General features: G+C 70.4%; 14 protein-coding genes. 9 read left to right on the top strand and 5 right to left on the bottom strand.

Annotated features, from left to right (window positions below; translation table 11 throughout):
- Position 1 precedes the first annotated feature (1 nt).
- Together H299_RS0129585 and H299_RS0129580 are read right to left on the bottom strand one after the other, a co-directional pair.
- Positions 2–463 carry a hypothetical protein gene (locus tag H299_RS0129585; protein ID WP_158692409.1) on the bottom strand — a complete coding sequence of 154 codons (462 nt, stop codon included), beginning with the start codon at positions 461–463 and terminating at the stop codon, positions 2–4.
- A 190-nt stretch (positions 464–653) separates the two neighbouring features.
- On the bottom strand, positions 654–4631 hold the full coding sequence (locus H299_RS0129580; protein WP_027751383.1) for a type VII secretion protein EccC: 3978 nt from the start codon (positions 4629–4631) through the stop codon (positions 654–656).
- A gap of 281 nt (positions 4632–4912) precedes the next feature.
- Here H299_RS0129580 and eccD point away from each other — a divergent pair, with 281 nt between their 5' ends.
- The 6 genes from eccD to H299_RS0129550 all read left to right on the top strand — a co-directional run bounded on the left by eccD (position 4913) and on the right by H299_RS0129550 (position 12134).
- Complete coding sequence (eccD, locus tag H299_RS0129575) at positions 4913–6433, top strand: type VII secretion integral membrane protein EccD (RefSeq protein WP_051262979.1); 1521 nt, start codon at positions 4913–4915, stop codon at positions 6431–6433.
- A gap of 185 nt (positions 6434–6618) precedes the next feature.
- A complete protein-coding gene (rpsO, locus tag H299_RS0129570; protein WP_027751381.1) occupies positions 6619–6909 on the top strand; it encodes a 30S ribosomal protein S15 in 291 nt (96 codons plus the stop codon).
- A gap of 302 nt (positions 6910–7211) precedes the next feature.
- A complete protein-coding gene (locus tag H299_RS0129565; RefSeq protein ID WP_027751380.1) occupies positions 7212–9452 on the top strand; it encodes a polyribonucleotide nucleotidyltransferase in 2241 nt (746 codons plus the stop codon).
- Positions 9449–10837, top strand: a complete 1389-nt coding sequence (locus tag H299_RS0129560; protein ID WP_027751379.1) for a M16 family metallopeptidase — start codon at positions 9449–9451, stop codon at positions 10835–10837. The genes H299_RS0129565 and H299_RS0129560 overlap by 4 nt, the downstream gene beginning before the upstream one ends.
- Before the next feature lie 84 nt (positions 10838–10921).
- Positions 10922–11686, top strand: a complete 765-nt coding sequence (gene dapB / locus H299_RS0129555) for a 4-hydroxy-tetrahydrodipicolinate reductase (protein ID WP_027751378.1) — start codon at positions 10922–10924, stop codon at positions 11684–11686.
- A 1-nt stretch (position 11687) separates the two neighbouring features.
- Positions 11688–12134, top strand: a complete 447-nt coding sequence (locus H299_RS0129550; RefSeq protein WP_027751377.1) for a hypothetical protein — start codon at positions 11688–11690, stop codon at positions 12132–12134.
- Positions 12135–12289: 155 nt separating this feature from the next.
- On the opposite strand, the gene H299_RS0129545 is transcribed toward H299_RS0129550, so the two are convergent.
- Entirely contained in the window at positions 12290–12874 is a 585-nt protein-coding gene (locus tag H299_RS0129545) for a PH domain-containing protein (RefSeq protein WP_027751376.1), read from the bottom strand.
- A gap of 103 nt (positions 12875–12977) precedes the next feature.
- Positions 12978–13220 (bottom strand): hypothetical protein, encoded by a 243-nt coding sequence (locus tag H299_RS0129540; RefSeq protein ID WP_027751375.1) that lies wholly within the window; start codon positions 13218–13220, stop codon positions 12978–12980.
- A 216-nt stretch (positions 13221–13436) separates the two neighbouring features.
- Here H299_RS0129540 and thyX point away from each other — a divergent pair, with 216 nt between their 5' ends.
- From thyX to H299_RS0129525, 3 genes are all read left to right on the top strand, one after another.
- Positions 13437–14129, top strand: a complete 693-nt coding sequence (gene thyX / locus H299_RS0129535) for an FAD-dependent thymidylate synthase (protein ID WP_051263015.1) — start codon at positions 13437–13439, stop codon at positions 14127–14129.
- Positions 14130–14300: 171 nt separating this feature from the next.
- Positions 14301–15200 (top strand): 4-hydroxy-tetrahydrodipicolinate synthase, encoded by a 900-nt coding sequence (dapA, locus tag H299_RS0129530; protein ID WP_027751373.1) that lies wholly within the window; start codon positions 14301–14303, stop codon positions 15198–15200.
- A 106-nt stretch (positions 15201–15306) separates the two neighbouring features.
- Positions 15307–16992: a ribonuclease J gene (locus tag H299_RS0129525; protein ID WP_027751372.1), complete on the top strand. Its 1686-nt coding sequence runs from the start codon at positions 15307–15309 to the stop codon at positions 16990–16992.
- 264 nt (positions 16993–17256) lie between these two features.
- Here H299_RS0129525 and H299_RS40755 read toward each other — a convergent pair.
- A partial coding sequence (locus H299_RS40755; RefSeq protein WP_486587486.1) for a hypothetical protein occupies positions 17257–17459 on the bottom strand: 203 nt, incomplete at its 5' end.

The raw sequence follows: 17459 nt of genomic DNA, 5'->3' as shown, positions 1-17459 counted from the left end.
CTCAGATGACGTCGCCGTCCTGGTACCGGCGGGTGGGCTGGAAGCTCCGCTCCCGCAGCTTCTCCTCGGTGGTGAATTCGGCGGCGGCTGTGCGCAGCGCCTTGGCCACCCCCTCGTCGCCGAGGAGGCTCTCCATGTACCGCACCTGTTTGTTCCAGCGATCGAGGAAGGTGTCGATCGCGCCGTCGCAGGCGAATCCCCGCAGACTGCCGGATACGGCCCCGGTCTTCTTTTTGGCCTCGTCCTGGGCCCTGCGGAATTCCGGTGCCACGGTGTTCTGGGATTTCACCGCGCGGGCCCGCAGGAGAGCGGGTGTGACGTCCAGTCTCTTTCCCGGCCCGTTCGGCCCGTAGGGTCCGGGCGATCCGCCATTGCCGCCGCCCGCCTCGTTCAGCCGCATCCGGGCCGACGCGCGCTCTCTCGAATCCGCGACAAGCCGGGCCCACTCATCGTCAAAAGACATGTTCATCATTATTGGATGCCGCCCCGGCGCTGGGAATGCCGTCCGCGTATGGGCTGCGTCAGGGGTGCGTCAAGGCCGGGGGTGCGTCAGGGCCGGCGCCGGGCGCGCAGCACGGCGCGCGGGAAAGACGGAGCGGGTGGTTCCGGACCAGGTCCGGCACCACCCGCACACTCCAGGACGCTGCTCGCGGCTACTCCGCCGGGTACCAGCCCAGCTGCACGAGTGGCGCGCCCCGCTTGCGGGAGGCGAAGAATCCACGGCCTGCGGGCATGGGCCGGGCGCGGATGTTGCCGAGGATGTCGCCCTCGGTCGGGTCGCCCGCCAGCACCATGCCCTGCGCGCCCAGTTCCTTGATCCGCTGCATGAACGGCTCGTACGAGGAGCGGGAGGCTCCCGCCGCACTGCGCGCGATGATGAAGCACACCCCGATGTCCCGGGCGAAGGGCAGATGGTCGGTGAGCGCGGCGAGCGGGTTGCCGCTCGAGTTGGAGACCAGCTCGTAGTCGTCGACGATCACGAACATCTTGGGGCCGTTCCACCAGCTGCGGTCCCGCAGTTGCTGCGGGGTCACGTCCTCCGGCGGCGTCCGCTTCTCCATGAGGTCGGCGAGGGCGGCCATGTGGGTGTCCATGGCGTTGGACATGGCCGCGTAGACGATCAGGTGCGACTCGGGGATCGCGCCGAGCAGCCCCCTGCGGTAGTCGGCGACGACGATACGCGCCTCGTCCGGTGTGTACCGCTCGCAGATCTGTTTGGCGAGCAGCCGGATGAGGTTGGTCTTGCCCGACTCGCTCTCTCCGAAGATGAGGAAGAAGGGGTCGGTCTCGAAGTCGACGAAGACCGGTTCGAGGTTGTTCTCGTCGATCGCGAACGCGATGCCGCGCTCGGGGTAGTCGTTGCCCTTCGGCAGCTGGTGGCCGGGGAAGTCCCGGGGCAGCAGCCGGACGCCCGGTGCCTTCGGGCCCTGCCACGCGTCGGCGACGGCCTGGTTCATGGCCGCCGTCGCGTCGGACAGCTCGTCGTCCGATCCGATCCCGTCGATGCGGGGGACGGCCGTCATGAAGTGCAGGGACTCGGGCGACTGCCCGCGCCCGGGCACGTCGGTCGGCACGTTCGCCGCCACCTTGCGGTTGAACTCCGAGTCCATGGTGTCGCCCAGCCGCAGCTCCAGCCGGTTCGCGAGCTGGTCCTTGAGCGCCGGCCGCACCTCCATCGTCCGGGAGGCGGCGACGATGACGTGGATGCCGTAGCCCAGTCCCCGGGAGGCGATGCTGGTGACGACCTCCTCCAGCACGTCGTACTCCTGCTTGAAGGTGCCCCAGCCGTCGACGATCAGGAAGACGTCCCCCCACGGCTGGTCGGTGATCTCGCCCCGCGCCCGGCGCCTGCGGAAGGTGGCGATCGAGTCGATGCCGTTGGCGCGGAAGTACTCCTCGCGCTGGTTGAGGATTCCGGCGACCTCCGCCACCGTACGCCGCACCCGCTCCGGGTCCAGGCGGGAGGCCACGCCGCCCACATGGGGGAGGCCCGCGATGGCCCCGAGACCGCCACCGCCGAAGTCGAGCCCGTAGAACTGCACTTCGTAGGGGGTGTGGGTGAGCGCGAAGGACGAGACCAGGGTGCGCAGCAGCGTGGACTTGCCCGACTGCGGGCCGCCGAGCAGCATCATGTGGCCCGCGGCTCCGGAGAAGTCGCAGTAGAGCGGGTCACGGCGCTGTTCGAAGGGCTTGTCGACCAGGCCGAGCGGTACGACGAGCTGGCCCTTGCGCGCGTAGTCGGGCTGGGTCAGCCCGCGGCCCTCGACCGCTGCCAGGCCCGGCAGCAGCTCGTCGAGCGGGGCCGCGGTCTCCAGCGGGGGCAGCCACACCTGGTGGGCCGGGGTTCCCTGGCCCTCCAGCTTGCGGACGATGACGTCCAGGACGGTGTCCGCGAGCGCGTCGTCGTCCGCCCCCGTACGGGGCGCGCTGGGGCGTACCACCGTGCTGGGGTCCGGTGCCGTGTACTGGACGGGGACCATCGCGGCAGTGAAGGGGACAGGCCGCCGGTTGGCCGGCAGGGGCCCGCTGTTCTCCTCCTCGTCCGAAGCGCCGGAGCGGTACACGCCGGAGACGTACGCCGCCTTGAAACGGGTCATCTCGTCGGTGCCGAACTTCAGGTAGCCGGAGCCGGGCACGGACGGCAGATGGTAGGCATCGGGGACGCCCAGCGCCGCGCGCGACTCGGCGGCGGAGAACGTGCGCAGACCCACGCGGTAGGACAGGTACGTCTCCAGCCCGCGCAGCCTGCCCTCCTCCAGGCGCTGCGAGGCGAGCAGCAGGTGTACGCCCAGGGAGCGGCCGATGCGGCCGATCTGGATGAACATGTCGATGAAGTCGGGCTTGGCGGTGAGCAGCTCGCTGAACTCGTCGATGACCAGGACCAGCGAGGCGATCGGCGCGAGCGGGGCGCCCGCCGCGCGCGCCTTCTCGTAGTCCTTGATGTTCGCGTAGTTGCCCGCGTCGCGGAGCATCTCCTGGCGCCGGTTCAGCTCGCCGCGGATCGAGTCGCCCATGCGGTCGACCAGGGTCAGGTCGTCGGCCAGGTTGGTGATGACGGCCGCGACGTGCGGCATCTGGGACATGCCCGCGAAGGTCGCGCCGCCTTTGAAGTCGGCGAGGACGAAGTTCAGCGTCTCGGAGGTGTGCGTGACCGCCAGGCCGAGCACCAGGGTGCGCAGCAGCTCCGACTTGCCCGAGCCGGTGGCACCGACACACAGCCCGTGCGGGCCCATGCCGTCCTCCGCCGCCTCCTTCAGGTCGAGCATGACGGGCTGACCGTCCTCGCCGACGCCGATGGGGACGCGGAGCCGTTCCGCCTGCGAACGCGGTCGCCAGGTGCGCTGGACGTCCACCGAGGCCGCGTCGCCGAGATTGAGCAGGTCGGTGAACTCCAGGTTCGCCAGCAGCGGTTCGTCGTCGTCACCGCCGGTGCCCATGCGCAGCGGCGCCAGCTGCCGGGCGAGTGCCTCGGCCGCCGCCATCGACATGGTGTCCGGCTGCCCGTCGTAGATCAGGCCGTGCCCCGACTCCAGCTGGAGCTTCCCCGGCCGTACGGTCACCGCGAGCCCGCCGCGCGGGTTGTCGATCTCGCCCGGCACGACCTCTATCACCGTCACACCCTGCAGGCCCTCGGGCGCCGCCAGCAGCGATCCGGGGGGCACGGTCGCCCCGCCGTCCAGCACCACCAGCACATGCGGCTGGTCGAGCAGCGGCTGTCCGGCGGAGTTGAACCGGGGGCGCCCCTCCAGCCGGGCGCCGATGAGGTGCTCCATCTCCAGCGGGTCGTCCGAGATCATCCGCCTGGAACCGGCGCCGTCCGCCGCGCCCGCGACCTGTACGTGCGGCAGCCACTTGGCCCACTCCCAGCGCTCCGCCGCACCGGTGCCGGTGAGTACGGCGACCACCAGGTCGTCCGGGGAGTGCAGGGACACCAGCGAGCACACCAGGGCCCGCGCCGTACCGTGCACCGCCTCGGGGTCGCCGCTGACCGTCATGTGGTAGAAGGCGCGGAGCGAGACGGCCATCGGCAGTGAGTCCAGCGTGCCGTGCGCCGCCAGGAACTGGTGCATCGCGCCCGTCGTCAGCGGTTCCAGTTCGTCCACCGGCGCGGTCTGCGGGGCCACCAGCGGCGTCGCCAGCTGCTGCGCCCCCAGACCGATCCGCACCTGACCGAAGTCGCCGTCCCCGGCGCGCCGCTCCCACACCCGGCTGCCCTCGGCGACCAGTGCCCACAGCTGCTCCGGCGAGGGGTGCAGGTAGTACTGCGCGTCCCGCTGCCTGCGCGCCGTCTTGCGCACCTTCCGCCGGGTCTGCGCGAGGTACTTGAGGTAGTCGCGCCGCATGTCGGACATCTGTCCCTGTGTGCCCTTGCGAAATCGCACCACCATCGCGACGACCATGGCGATCGTCGAGGCGACCATCACGATGCCCATGATGCGCATGAAGGGATGCGCACCCGGCATGAAGAAGAACACCACGGACCCGCCCATGCCGAGCATGGGCAGGATCTGCATCAGCATGCCCTCCTGCTGCCCGCGCGGCAGTTCGGGAGGCGGCTGGAGCGTCAAGTCCTCGCTCGGCACACTGGGCGGCAGGGCCCGTGGCGGACGCTTGACGACGATCTGACTCACGGCGCACCAATCCGTCATACGTACGGGACAGTTCCTCGGTCGACGCCCCCGTGGCGACGGACCCCGTCCGCGCGGGCCGATCCTACTGGCATGACAAGAAGACAGGGAGCGGTAGGGTAGCGCGCGGCGCATGCGCAGCAGCGAACGGGCATCCGTGAGGGGCGCGTTCCGGAGGCGGGGCGCCGAGGCCGAATCCGGCGCACGGCCGGGTGTAACAGGCCGCCACCGCACCCGTACGGCCTCGCCCGCGGCGTACGGCGCGCGGCCACGCCGGCAGATCAGTGCACAGACCAGGTCAGCGAGCAGCTCATGAGGGGGATCCCAGGGTGAGTACGACGGCATCGGCAGCCGCCACCGGCTTCTGCCGGGTCACCATTGTCGCGCCCGACAGCCGCATCGACGTGGCGCTGCCCGAGGACATTCCGGTCGCGGACATCTATCCGGAGATCCTCCGGCTCAGCGGCCAGAGCCCGGCCGAAGGGGCCCCGGTCGGCTACCACTTGGTGCGTCGGGACGGCACGGTGCTGGACAGTGCCCGGTCGTTCGCCTCGCAGCGCATCCTCGACGGCGACGTGCTCAGCCTGCGCCCGTTCGCGGAGTCGCTGCCCCCGGCCGTCTTCGACGACGTGTCCGACGCCGTGGCCACCGCCGTCACCCGGGACCGCACGCTGTGGAGCGACAGCCTGCTGCGTGGCGCCGGACTGATCGGCGGCGGCGCCCTGCTCACCCTGATGGCCTTCGTCCTGTGGTACGCCGACCCGGTACGGCACGACATGCACGGCCTGCCCGGCATCCTCGCCGGTGTCGTGAGCCTGCTGCTGGTCGCCTTCGCGGCGGTACGGGCGCGGGTCTACGGGGACCGGGTCTCCGCCGTCGCGCTGGGGCTGGGGGCGCTGCCGAACGTCATGGTCGCCGGCTCCGGGCTGCTGCCGCTGGAGGATGGGCACGGCATCGGCCGGCTCCAGTTCCTGCTGGGCTGCGTCGCCGTCCTGGTCGCCTTCACGGTGCTGATCGCCGCCACCCCCGACCGGGACGGCCCGTTCGTCGCCGTGGCCTTCGCCGCCGCTATCGGCACCCTGCTCACCTTCATCGCGATCCTCAGCGACATCGAGCCGGTGGAGATCGCCGCGATCTGCGCGCCGGTCGCGGTCGGCCTGGTCGCCTTCCTGCCTGGACTCTCGTCCCGCTTCGCCAGGCTGCCCATCGGCTACACCGCGCCGCAGTCCGGCACGATGCGTTACGACGACGATCCGGACGCCACCCCGGACACCGCGGGCCCCGTCGACGCGGAGCGCATCGCCGCGCAGGCCAGGCGCGGCCACGAGATGCTCGTCGGTCTGGTCGGCGGCTGCGCGGCGCTCGTCATCGGCGCCACCGCGGTGCTCGGCTTCTCCGACTCGGGCTGGGGACAGCTGCTCGCCCTGGCGACCGGGCTCGCGATGCTGCTGCGAGCCCGCCTCTTCCGCTACACCTCGCAGGTCAGCTGCGCGCTGGTGGCCGGTCTCGGGGCCCTCCTGCTGCTCGGCATCGGCCTGGCGCTTAACCCGCCGGCCCAGGTCGTCGTGGACATGCTCAGTGGTGACCGGGGTGCCCTGGACATGCGGACGATCTGGCTCACCGCCGCGCTCACGGGCACGGCGGCGCTGATCACCGCCATCGGCCTGGTCGTGCCGAGCAAGGGGGTCACTCCCTTCTGGGGGCGCTTCCTGGAGATCCTCGAGACGTTCGTACTGCTCACGCTCATCCCGCTGTGCCTCGCCGTGATGAACGTCTACTCCGCGGCGCGGAGCATGACCAGCTGACCGCCCCGGCGTACCCGCCGCTCCCGCCCCTCCCTTCCCGCCCCTCCCGGCCCGGGCAGGGGCGGGGGCGCCCGGTCGGAGGGGCGGCCGACCGCTGGTAAGCTGGCCCGGCCTCCCGAGTGTCGAAGACTCCCCTGTGACGCAGACCAGGGGCGCTCGGTGGCCGGAACCCCTGAGGAGTACGCGTGTCATCCCTCGATGCCGCCACGAAGAAGCAGATCATCTCCGAGTTCGCCACCAAGGACGGTGACACCGGCTCCCCCGAGGTGCAGGTGGCGCTGCTCTCCCGCCGCATCTCGGACCTCACCGAGCACCTGAAGCTGCACAAGCACGACCACCACTCGCGCCGTGGCCTGCTCCTGCTCGTCGGCCAGCGCCGCCGTCTTCTCCAGTACCTGGCGAAGAAGGACATCCAGCGCTTCCGCGCCCTGGTCGAGCGCCTCGGCATCCGCCGCGGCGCGGCGGGCGCCCGCTAGCACGACACGAGGGGAGCGGTCCCGGCTGACGGGGCCGCTCCCCTTCGCCGTCTCACGGGACGCGGAAGGTTTGTAGTCTGGTCCCAGTACGACCCGCACCACCGGTACGACCCGCACCACGACATCAGCACGACATCAGCACGCGGCGAGCGCCGCCCCACGACGCCGGTCCTCGGTAGTGGCCCCCGGACGACGACATGACCCGGGTGCTTCGATCGAAGACCGGCACCGCACCGGGGGCGCTCCGCCACAGACGGTCCGCCGCCACACGGGTGGCGGACGCAGACGAGGAGATATCCCGAGTGGAGAACGAGACCCACTACGCCGAGGCCGTGATCGACAACGGCGCCTTCGGCACCCGCACCATCCGCTTCGAGACGGGCCGGCTGGCCAAGCAGGCCGCCGGTTCCGCCGTGGCGTACCTGGACGACGACACCATGGTGCTGTCGGCCACCACCGCCTCCAAGAACCCGAAGGACCAGCTCGACTTCTTCCCGCTGACGGTGGATGTCGAGGAGCGGATGTACTCCGCGGGCAAGATCCCCGGTTCCTTCTTCCGGCGCGAGGGCCGCCCGAGTGAGGACGCGATCCTCACCTGCCGCCTGATCGACCGCCCGCTGCGCCCGTCCTTCAAGAAGGGCCTGCGCAACGAGATCCAGGTCGTCGAGACGATCATGGCGCTCAACCCCGACCACCTCTACGACGTGGTCGCCATCAACGCCGCCTCCTGCTCCACGCAGCTGGCCGGTCTGCCCTTCTCCGGCCCGATCGGCGGCACCCGCGTCGCTCTGATCCGCGGCCAGTGGGTCGCCTTCCCCACCCACACCGAGCTGGAGGACGCCGTCTTCGACATGGTCGTCGCCGGCCGTGTGCTGCCCGACGGAGACGTCGCGGTGATGATGGTCGAGGCCGAGGCCACCGAGAAGACCATCGAGCTGGTCAAGGGCGGCGCCGAGGCGCCCACCGAGGAGGTCGTCGCCGCCGGTCTGGACGCGGCGAAGCCCTTCATCAAGGTCCTGTGCAAGGCCCAGGCCGAGCTGGCCGCCAAGGCTGCCAAGCCGACCGGCGAGTTCCCGGTCTTCCTGGACTTCCAGGACGACGTGCACGAGGCGCTGACCCAGGCCGTCCGCGACGAGCTGGCGCAGGCCCTCACCATCGCGGGCAAGCAGGAGCGCGAGACCGAGCTGGACCGCGTCAAGGCGCTGGCCGCCGAGAAGCTGCTGCCGCAGTTCGAGGGGCGCGAGAAGGAGATCTCCGCCGCGTACCGCGCGCTGACGAAGTCCCTGGTGCGCGAGCGCGTCATCAAGGAGAAGAAGCGCATCGACGGCCGCGGCGTCACGGACATCCGTACGCTGGCTGCCGAGGTCGAGGCGATCCCGCGGGTGCACGGCTCGGCGCTCTTCGAGCGCGGCGAGACCCAGATCCTGGGTGTGACCACGCTGAACATGCTCCGCATGGAGCAGCAGCTGGACACGCTCTCGCCGGTCACGCGCAAGCGGTACATGCACAACTACAACTTCCCGCCCTACTCCACCGGTGAGACCGGCCGCGTCGGCTCGCCCAAGCGGCGCGAGATCGGCCACGGTGCGCTGGCCGAGCGCGCCCTGGTGCCGGTGCTGCCCGCCCGCGAGGAGTTCCCCTACGCCATCCGGCAGGTCTCCGAGGCGCTCGGCTCGAACGGCTCGACCTCGATGGGTTCGGTCTGCGCCTCGACCATGTCGCTGCTGAACGCCGGTGTGCCGCTGAAGGCCCCCGTCGCCGGTATCGCCATGGGCCTGATCTCGCAGGAGATCGACGGCGAGACGCACTACGTGACGCTGACCGACATCCTCGGTGCCGAGGACGCCTTCGGCGACATGGACTTCAAGGTCGCCGGCACCCGGCAGTTCGTCACCGCCCTCCAGCTCGACACCAAGCTGGACGGCATCCCGGCCTCCGTGCTCGGCGCCGCCCTCAAGCAGGCCCGCGACGCCCGGCTGCACATCCTGGACGTGATGAACGAGGCCATCGACGTCCCCGACGAGATGTCGCCGAACGCCCCGCGCATCATCACGGTCAAGATCCCGGTGGACAAGATCGGTGAGGTCATCGGCCCCAAGGGCAAGATGATCAACCAGATCCAGGAGGACACCGGCGCCGACATCTCCATCGAGGACGACGGCACGATCTACATCGGTGCCTCGGACGGCCCGGCGGCCGACGCCGCCCGCGCCACGATCAACGGCATCGCCAACCCGACGATGCCCGAGGTCGGCGAGCGGTACCTGGGCACGGTCGTGAAGACCACCACCTTCGGTGCCTTCGTCTCCCTGCTCCCGGGCAAGGACGGCCTGCTGCACATCTCGCAGATCCGCAAGCTCGCCGGCGGCAAGCGCGTGGAGAACGTCGAGGACGTGCTCGGGGTGGGCCAGAAGGTCCAGGTCGAGATCGCCGAGATCGACCAGCGCGGCAAGCTCTCGCTGATCCCGGTCCTGGACGAGGACGCCGAGGGCGGTGCCGAGGACGGCGCCGCCGACAGCGGGAAGGACGACGCCTCCAAGTGACGCGTACGCCCCGTACGACGGCCCGCCCCACCGTTTCGGAGGGGCGGGCCGTCGCCCGTACCAAGACCCGGGCGCGTCCGGGCGGCGGCGACGCCGCGGGCACCGTCCGCAAGACGGTTCTCCCCGGTGGCCTCCGGGTCATCACGGAGGCCGTGCCCACCGTGCGCTCGGTCACCTTCGGCATCTGGGCCCACGTCGGCTCGCGCGACGAGACGCCCGCGCTGAACGGCGCCACCCACTACCTCGAACACCTGCTCTTCAAGGGCACCCGCCGACGCTCCGCGCTCGACATCTCGGCGGCCGTGGACGCCGTAGGCGGGGAGATGAACGCCTTCACCGCCAAGGAGTTCACCTGTTACTACGCGCGTGTGCTGGACACCGACCTGCCGCTCGCCATCGACGTCGTCTGCGACATGCTCACCAGCTCGGTCATCGACTCCGCGGAGGTGGACGCCGAGCGCGGCGTCATCCTCGAGGAGATCGCGATGACCGAGGACGACCCGGGCGACAGCGTCCACGACCTGTTCGCGCACACCATGCTCGGGGACACGCCGCTGGGCCGCCCCGTCCTGGGCACCGTGGAGACCGTCAACGCGCTGACGCGCGACCGCATCGCCCGCTTCTACCGCAGGCACTACGACCCCACCCATCTCGTCGTCGCGGCGGCGGGCAACATCGAGCACGAGTCGGTCGTGGAGCAGGTCCGCGCCGCGTTCGAGCGCGCCGGCGCGCTGTCCGCCACCGAGGGCCGTACGCCCGTCGGCCCGCGCTCCGGTACCCGCTCCATACGGACCACGGGCCGCGTCGAGCTGCTGGACCGGCACACCGAGCAGGCCCACGTCGTCCTCGGCATGCCGGGGGTCTCCCGCAACGACGAGCGCCGCTGGCCCCTGGGCGTGCTGAGCGCTGCGCTCGGCGGCGGCATGAGTTCGCGCCTCTTCCAGGAGATCCGGGAGAAGCGCGGTCTGGCCTACAGCACGTACTCCTACACCTCCGGCTTCGCCGACTGCGGCCTCTTCGGCGTGTACGCGGGCTGCCGCCCGAGCCAGGTGCCGGACGTGCTGAAGATCTGCCGCGAGCAGCTCGACCAGGTCGTGCGGGACGGGCTGACCGACGAGGAGGTGCGGCGGGCGATCGGACAGCTGTCCGGCTCGACCGTGCTCGGGCTGGAGGACACCGGCGCGCTGATGCACCGGATCGGCAAGAGCGAGCTGTGCTGGGGTGAGCAGATGTCGGTCGACGACATGCTGGCCAAGATCGCCGCAGTCACGCCGGAAGACGTCCGCACCGTGGCGCGCGACGTGCTGGGCGCGCGTCCGTCGGTCTCCGCCATCGGCCCGCTCACCGACCGCCAGGCGTCCCACCTGCACGAGGCGGTCGCCTGAGCGGGCACGGCCCGCACCATCGACCGTGGCGCGCGTTCCGCGGCGTCCGGCACCAGGAGTGAGAGTACAAAGAGAGGACTCCAGATGAGCGACCGAATCCGGGTGGCTGTGCTGGGCGCCCACGGGCGCATGGGCTCCGAGGCCGTCAAGGCGGTGGAGGCCGCCGACGACATGGAGCTGTCCGCCGCCCTCGGCCGCGGTGACAGCCTGGACGCCCTGACCAGTTCGGGCACCCAGGTGGCCGTGGAGCTGACGCACCCGGACTCCGTACTGGAGAACCTGGAGTTCTGCGTCCGGCACGGCATCCACGCAGTGGTCGGCACCACCGGCTGGACGGCGGAACGCCTGGACCAGCTGCGCGGATGGCTGGCCGGGACGCCCGGCACCGGGGTGCTCATCGCGCCGAACTTCGGTATCGGCGCGGTCCTGACCATGCGCTTCGCGCAGCAGGCCGCCCGCTTCTTCGAGTCCGTCGAGGTCGTCGAACTGCACCACCCGCACAAGGCCGACGCCCCGAGCGGCACGGCCGTGCGTACCGCGCAGCTGATCGCCGAGGCCCGCCGAGAGGCGGGCTGCGCCCCGCAGCCCGACGCCACCAGCACCGCCCTGGAGGGGGCGCGCGGCGCCGACGTGGACGGTGTCCCCGTGCACGCGGTACGGCTGCGCGGGCTGGTCGCGCACCAGGAGGTCCTCTTCGGCGACGAGGGCGAGGTCTTCACCATCCGCCACGACTCGATGAACCGGGGCTCCTTCATGCCCGGCGTGCTGCTGGGCGTCCGCCGGATCGGGGCGGCACCCGGGCTGACCATGGGTCTGGAGCACTTCCTGTTCGACGACGCCGGACGCTGACATGCGTGCCCGTCTCACCTACATCACGCTGGCCGCCGTCCTCGTCGTCTACTTCTTCCTGGTCGGCAGCCGGGGGGTGCTGCTCATCAAGCAGGGCACGGCGGTCACCATCGTCTTCGGGGCGTCGGTGCTGGTGCTGCCGTTCATCGGCATGTGGTTCCTCTGGCACACCACCCGGTTCGCCCGTGGCGCCAACCGGCTCGCGCGGGAGCTGGAGGCCGAGGGCGGACTGCCGGTGGACGAGCTGAAGCGGACCGCCGGAGGCCGTATCGACCGGGACTCCGCGGACGCCGTCTTCGTCCGGAGGCGGGCGGAGACCGAGGCGGCCCCGGGCGATTGGCGCAACTGGTTCCGGCTGGCGGTGGCGTACCACGACGCGCGCGACACGCCGCGGGCGCGGAAGGCGATGCAGCGCGCGATCGCGCTGCGGGCGGGCGAGCGGAGCTGACGAGGTGCACGGCCCTACGAGCCGCATGGCCGTGCGGTAGGTAGGACCGCACGGTCGGCAGGACTGCACGGAGAGCGGAAGCCGCAGGGCGGGGCGCCGACCGGTCGGCCTCGGGCCGGGTCTGCGCGCCGCCCCCGCCCGGCGCCTGCGCGCGGTCAGACCCCGGCGCGCGAGGCGCGCGACTCCGCGGTCCACGCCTCTATGACGTCGGCTGCTCGGTCGAACGCCTCGGGCCGGGTCAGGAAGTCGGAGTTGTGGTCCGTGAGCAGGGTCCGCAGGGCGCGGCCCTCGCCGCCCGCCGCCCCGGCCTTGGCCCGCACGATCACCAGGGCCTGCCCCTGCACCGTGCGGGGGAGCCCCAGCCAGCGCACCGGCTGTTGCGCGGTGCGCACGGCGGCGACCTCGCGCCAGCGCAGCGTCACGGTGCGGAAGACGCCGACCTGCCGCAGTCCGTGCGCGCTGACCCACACGCCCACACGCAGCAGCCGCAAGGCGAGCGCGATCACCGCGGCCGCCGTACCGGCGCAGGCACCGGCGCCCGGCACCGCACCCGCCACGCCGATGATCACCGCGGAGATCAGCAGGTACGACGCGAGGAGCAGCAAAAGGGCGGCGCCCGCCACCCGCAGCGGACCGGGGCGGTAGGGACGCCGCCACTGGTCGCGCTCCTCGAAGGGGAGCGGCGGCTCGGCTGCCTGTTCGGCGTGGTCACGGTCGGCCGACAGGAAGGTCAGGGGCACGGCGGGTCCTCGATCACGGGCTGGGTGAGCTGGCGAGTCTGTGCCCGGTGAGATTAGCGAGACCGATGAGGACCTTCCACCCCTGGGGTACCGCTACGGCGTGTCAGCGCCCCTCGGCGCTGTTCGACCGGCCGTCGCCGGAGGAGGACTGCTCCGGGTCGAGGGCTGGAACCCCCAGCAGCAGCGACCCCACCAGGGCCGAGACGATGGTGAGCCCGAACAGGACGTTCCCCACGCGCTGCCGCGGGTTGTGCCGGGGCGGGGGAGGGGGAGTGACATTGCTGCGGAAACGGTCGGCCTCGGCGACGAAGGTGAACGGCACGGGCTCTCCGCGACGGCGGAACATGGGCGGGACTCCTGAGAATTGTTTACTGCGGATCGTCCGGGACTGTCCCTGGAGGAACGTCCGTACCTTCCCCGAAGTGCCCGGATTTGCCGCCTGATCGAGAATTCCAGGTCCCCGGCGACCCGTAGGGTGAAACCGCCCTGGTGCGTACGTATCTGGAAGGAACCACCGGTGACCGAAGCCGACACCCCCGCCAGCCCCCGCTTCCGCAGCGACATGACCGTTGAGCTGGTCAAGCACAGCGCCACCGACACCGACGTGCTGTGGGCCGCCAGGGTCTCCACGGCCGGGGAGCAGTCCCTGCAGGAGCTGGAGAAGGACCCCGCGCGTTCGAAGGGCCTGATCAACTACCTGATGCGGGACCGGCACGGCAGCCCGTTCGAGCACAACTCCATGACCTTCTTCGTCAGCGCCCCGCTCTTCGTCTTCCGAGAGTTCCACCGCCACCGGGCGGGCTGGTCGTACAACGAGGAGTCGGGCCGCTACCGCGAGCTGGAGCCGGTCTTCTACGTGCCGGACGCCGCCCGCAAGCTGGTGCAGGAGGGCCGCCCCGGCAAGTACGTGTTCGTCGAGGGGACCCAGGCCCAGCGGGAACTCGTGGGCCGGGCCATGGCGGACTCGTACCAGCGGTCGTACGAGACCTACCAGGAGATGCTGGCGGCGGGTGTGGCCCGGGAGGTGGCCCGCGCGGTGCTGCCGGTCGGCCTGTACTCCTCGATGTACGCCACCTGCAACGCCCGTTCGCTGATGCACTTCCTGGGGCTGCGCACCCAGCACGAGCAGGCCCGGGTGCCGTCGTTCCCGCAGCGTGAGATCGAGATGGTGGGCGAGCTGATGGAGGCGCAGTGGGCGCAGCTGATGCCGCTGACCTACGCGGCGTTCAACGCCAACGGGCGCGTGGCACCGTAGCAGGGCGTCACCGCTCCGAGGTGGTGTCCGTATTGCGGTATTTCGGGAAGTTCATCTAGGCTGAATAAACGGACCCGGCACTGCCTGAACCCCCGAGCAGGCAGTGCCGGGCTCCGTAACCGAGTGCCCCGAGGGAGCGACCGACAGCTGGCTGCGAGTAGCGTGGGACCCATGGCTCCGACCTCCACACCGCAGACGCCCTTCGGGCGGGTCCTGACCGCGATGGTCACGCCGTTCACCGCGGACGGCGCTCTCGACCTCGACGGCGCGCAGCGACTTGCCGCCCACTTGGTGGACGCCGGCAACGACGGCCTGATCCTCAACGGCACCACGGGCGAGTCCCCGACCACGAGCGACGGGGAGAAAGCCCGGCTCGTGCGGGCCGTGGTGGAGGCGGTCGGTGACCGCGCCCACATCGTGGCCGGAGCCGGTACGAACGACACCGAGCACAGCCTCCGGCTGGCGCGGGACGCCGCCGAGGCGGGCGCGCACGGCCTCCTGGCGGTGACGCCGTACTACAACAAGCCCCCGCAGGAGGGCCTCTTCCGGCACTTCAGCGCGATCGCGGATGCCACCGAGCTGCCGGTGATGCTCTACGACATCCCCGGCCGCAGCGGTGTCCCGATCAACACCGAGACGATGGTCCGCCTCGCCGAGCACCCGCGCATCGTCGCGAACAAGGACGCCAAGGGCGACCTCGGGCGCGCCAGCTGGGCCATCGCCACCACAGGTCTGGCCTGGTACAGCGGGGACGACATGCTGAACCTGCCGCTCCTGTCGGTCGGCGCGATCGGCTACGTCTCGGTGGTCGGCCACCTGGTCGCCCCCGAACTGCGCGCCATGCTGGAGGCCCACGTCAGCGGGGACGTGGTCAAGGCGACGGAGATCCACCAGAAGCTGCTGCCGGTCTTCACCGGAATGTTCCGCACCCAGGGCGTGATCACCACCAAGGCCGCGCTGGCCCTGCGGGGCCTGCCCGCCGGGCCGCTCCGGATGCCGCTGGTCGAGCTGTCCTCCGAGGAGACCGAGCAGCTGAAGCGAGACCTCGCCGCCGGCGGGGTACAGCTCTGAGCACAGACTTCACAACTACATACAGCCGAACAACAGCAAGTGAACGACTATCGCTCGCGCCACGTGTCCTCCCCGGGTGCGTGGCGTGCGTGGTGAGGAGAGTCTTTTGAGTCATCCGCATCCCGAGCTCGGCCCGCCGCCGAAGCTCCCCGAGGGCGGCCTGCGTGTCACCCCGCTCGGCGGCCTGGGTGAGATCGGCCGCAACATGACGGTGTTCGAGTACGGCGGCCGTCTGCTCATCGTCGACTGCGGCGTCCTCTTCCCGGAAGAGGAGCAGCCCGGCATCGACCTGATCCTGCCGGATTTCAGTTCGATCCGGGACCGCCTCGACGACATCGACGGCATCGTGCTGACGCACGGGCACGAGGACCACATCGGCGGCGTGCCCTTCCTGCTGCGCGAGAAGCCGGACATTCCGCTGATCGGCTCCAAGCTGACCCTCGCGCTCATCGAGGCGAAGCTCCAGGAGCACCGCATCCGCCCGTACACCCTGGAGGTCCGGGAGGACCACCGGGAGCGCATCGGGCCCTTCGACTGCGAGTTCGTGGCGGTCAACCACTCCATCCCCGACGCGCTGGCGGTGGCGATCCGAACGCCCGCCGGGATGGTCGTGCACACCGGCGACTTCAAGATGGACCAGCTGCCCCTGGACGGCCGGCTCACCGACCTCCGCGCCTTCGCGCGGCTGGGTGAGGAGGGCATCGACCTGCTGCTCTCCGACTCGACCAACGCCGAGGTGCCGGGATTCGTCCCGCCCGAGCGGGACATCTCGCAGGTGCTGCGCCAGGTGTTCGGCAGTGCCCAGAAGCGCATCATCGTGGCCAGCTTCGCGTCGCACGTGCACCGGATTCAGCAGATCCTCGACGCGGCGCACGAGTACGGGCGCCGCGTCGCCTTCGTCGGCCGCTCGATGGTGCGCAACATGGGCATCGCCCGCGATCTCGGCTATCTGAAGGTGCCCGGCGGGCTCGTCGTCGACGTGAAGACGCTCGACGATCTGCCCGACGACGAGGTGGTGCTCGTCTGCACCGGCTCGCAGGGTGAGCCCATGGCGGCCCTCTCCCGCATGGCCAACCGGGACCACCAGATCCGCATCGTGCCCGGTGACACGGTGATCCTCGCCTCGTCGCTGATCCCCGGCAACGAGAACGCGGTGTACCGCGTCATCAACGGCCTCACCCGGTGGGGCGCCAACGTGGTGCACAAGGGCAATGCCAAGGTGCACGTGTCCGGGCACGCCTCGGCCGGCGAGCTGCTGTACTTCTACAACATCTGCCAGCCCAGGAACCTCATGCCGGTCCACGGCGAGTGGCGCCACCTGCGGGCGAACGCCGAGCTGGGCGCGCTGACGGGTGTCCCGAAGGACCGGGTGGTCATCGCCGAGGACGGCGTGGTCGTGGACCTGGTGAAGGGCAAGGCGAAGATCGTCGGCAAGGTGCAGGCGGGATACGTGTACGTCGACGGGCTGTCGGTCGGCGACATCACGGAGTCCTCGCTCAAGGACCGCCGCATCCTGGGTGAAGAGGGGATCATCTCCGTCTTCGTGGTGGTCGACAGCAGTACGGGCAAGATCGTCGGCGGACCGTACCTCCAGTCCCGCGGTTCGGGCATCGACGAGGCCGACTTCAGCGCCGTTCTGCCGCGCATCGACGAGGCGCTGGCCAGGTCCGCCCAGGACGGCATCTGCGAGCCGCACCAGCTCCAGCAGTTGGTGCGGCGTTCCGTGGGCAAGTGGGTCTCGGACACCTACCGGAGGCGTCCGATGATCCTCCCCGTGGTCGTCGAGGTCTGAGCGCGGCACGCGCACGTAGGGAGCGGGGTCCCCCGATTTGCATCGGGGGACCCCGCTCCAGTACGTTTACGGCTCCACCACACGGGAACCCGCTGCAGTCCTGCACGGGAGTTCCCGGCCGGGGAGAATATCGGATCGGAATTCGACCCGAAATCCTCTGGTAAGGTGGGGAACACGAAATACCGAAGGGAAAGCCCGGAGGGTGTCGGAGACGGCATTCGAAGGAAGCGTCCGTTCTTTGAGAACTCAACAGCGTGCCAAAAGTCAACGCCAGATATGTTGATACCCCTGCCATTCGGGGTCTGCCTGCAAGTCTGTGGGTGGGTTTCGGTGGTGGTGGTTCCTTTGAATGATGTTGTACAGCGAGGACGCTGTGGTCGGCTGGATTATTCCTCCGGTCGACCCGCTCTCGTGCTGCTTTTTAAAGCATTCACGGAGAGTTTGATCCTGGCTCAGGACGAACGCTG

The sequence above is a fragment of the Streptomyces sp. CNH287 genome (genome assembly GCF_000424825.1).
The sequence above is the reverse complement of the archived record's forward strand: the minus strand, read 5'-3'. Positions and strand labels throughout refer to the sequence as shown.

Bases quoted from the DNA above. Each gene is read 5' to 3' on its own strand.
- H299_RS0129585 (WP_158692409.1), bottom strand. From the start codon at position 463: ATGTCTTTTGACGATGAGTGGGCCCGGCTTGTCGCGGATTCGAGAGAG.
- dapB (WP_027751378.1), top strand. From the start codon at position 10,922: ATGAGCGACCGAATCCGGGTGGCTGTGCTGGGCGCCCACGGGCGCATG.
- H299_RS0129550 (WP_027751377.1), top strand. From the start codon at position 11,688: ATGCGTGCCCGTCTCACCTACATCACGCTGGCCGCCGTCCTCGTCGTC.
- H299_RS0129540 (WP_027751375.1), bottom strand. From the start codon at position 13,220: ATGTTCCGCCGTCGCGGAGAGCCCGTGCCGTTCACCTTCGTCGCCGAG.
- thyX (WP_051263015.1), top strand. From the start codon at position 13,437: ATGACCGTTGAGCTGGTCAAGCACAGCGCCACCGACACCGACGTGCTG.
- dapA (WP_027751373.1), top strand. From the start codon at position 14,301: ATGGCTCCGACCTCCACACCGCAGACGCCCTTCGGGCGGGTCCTGACC.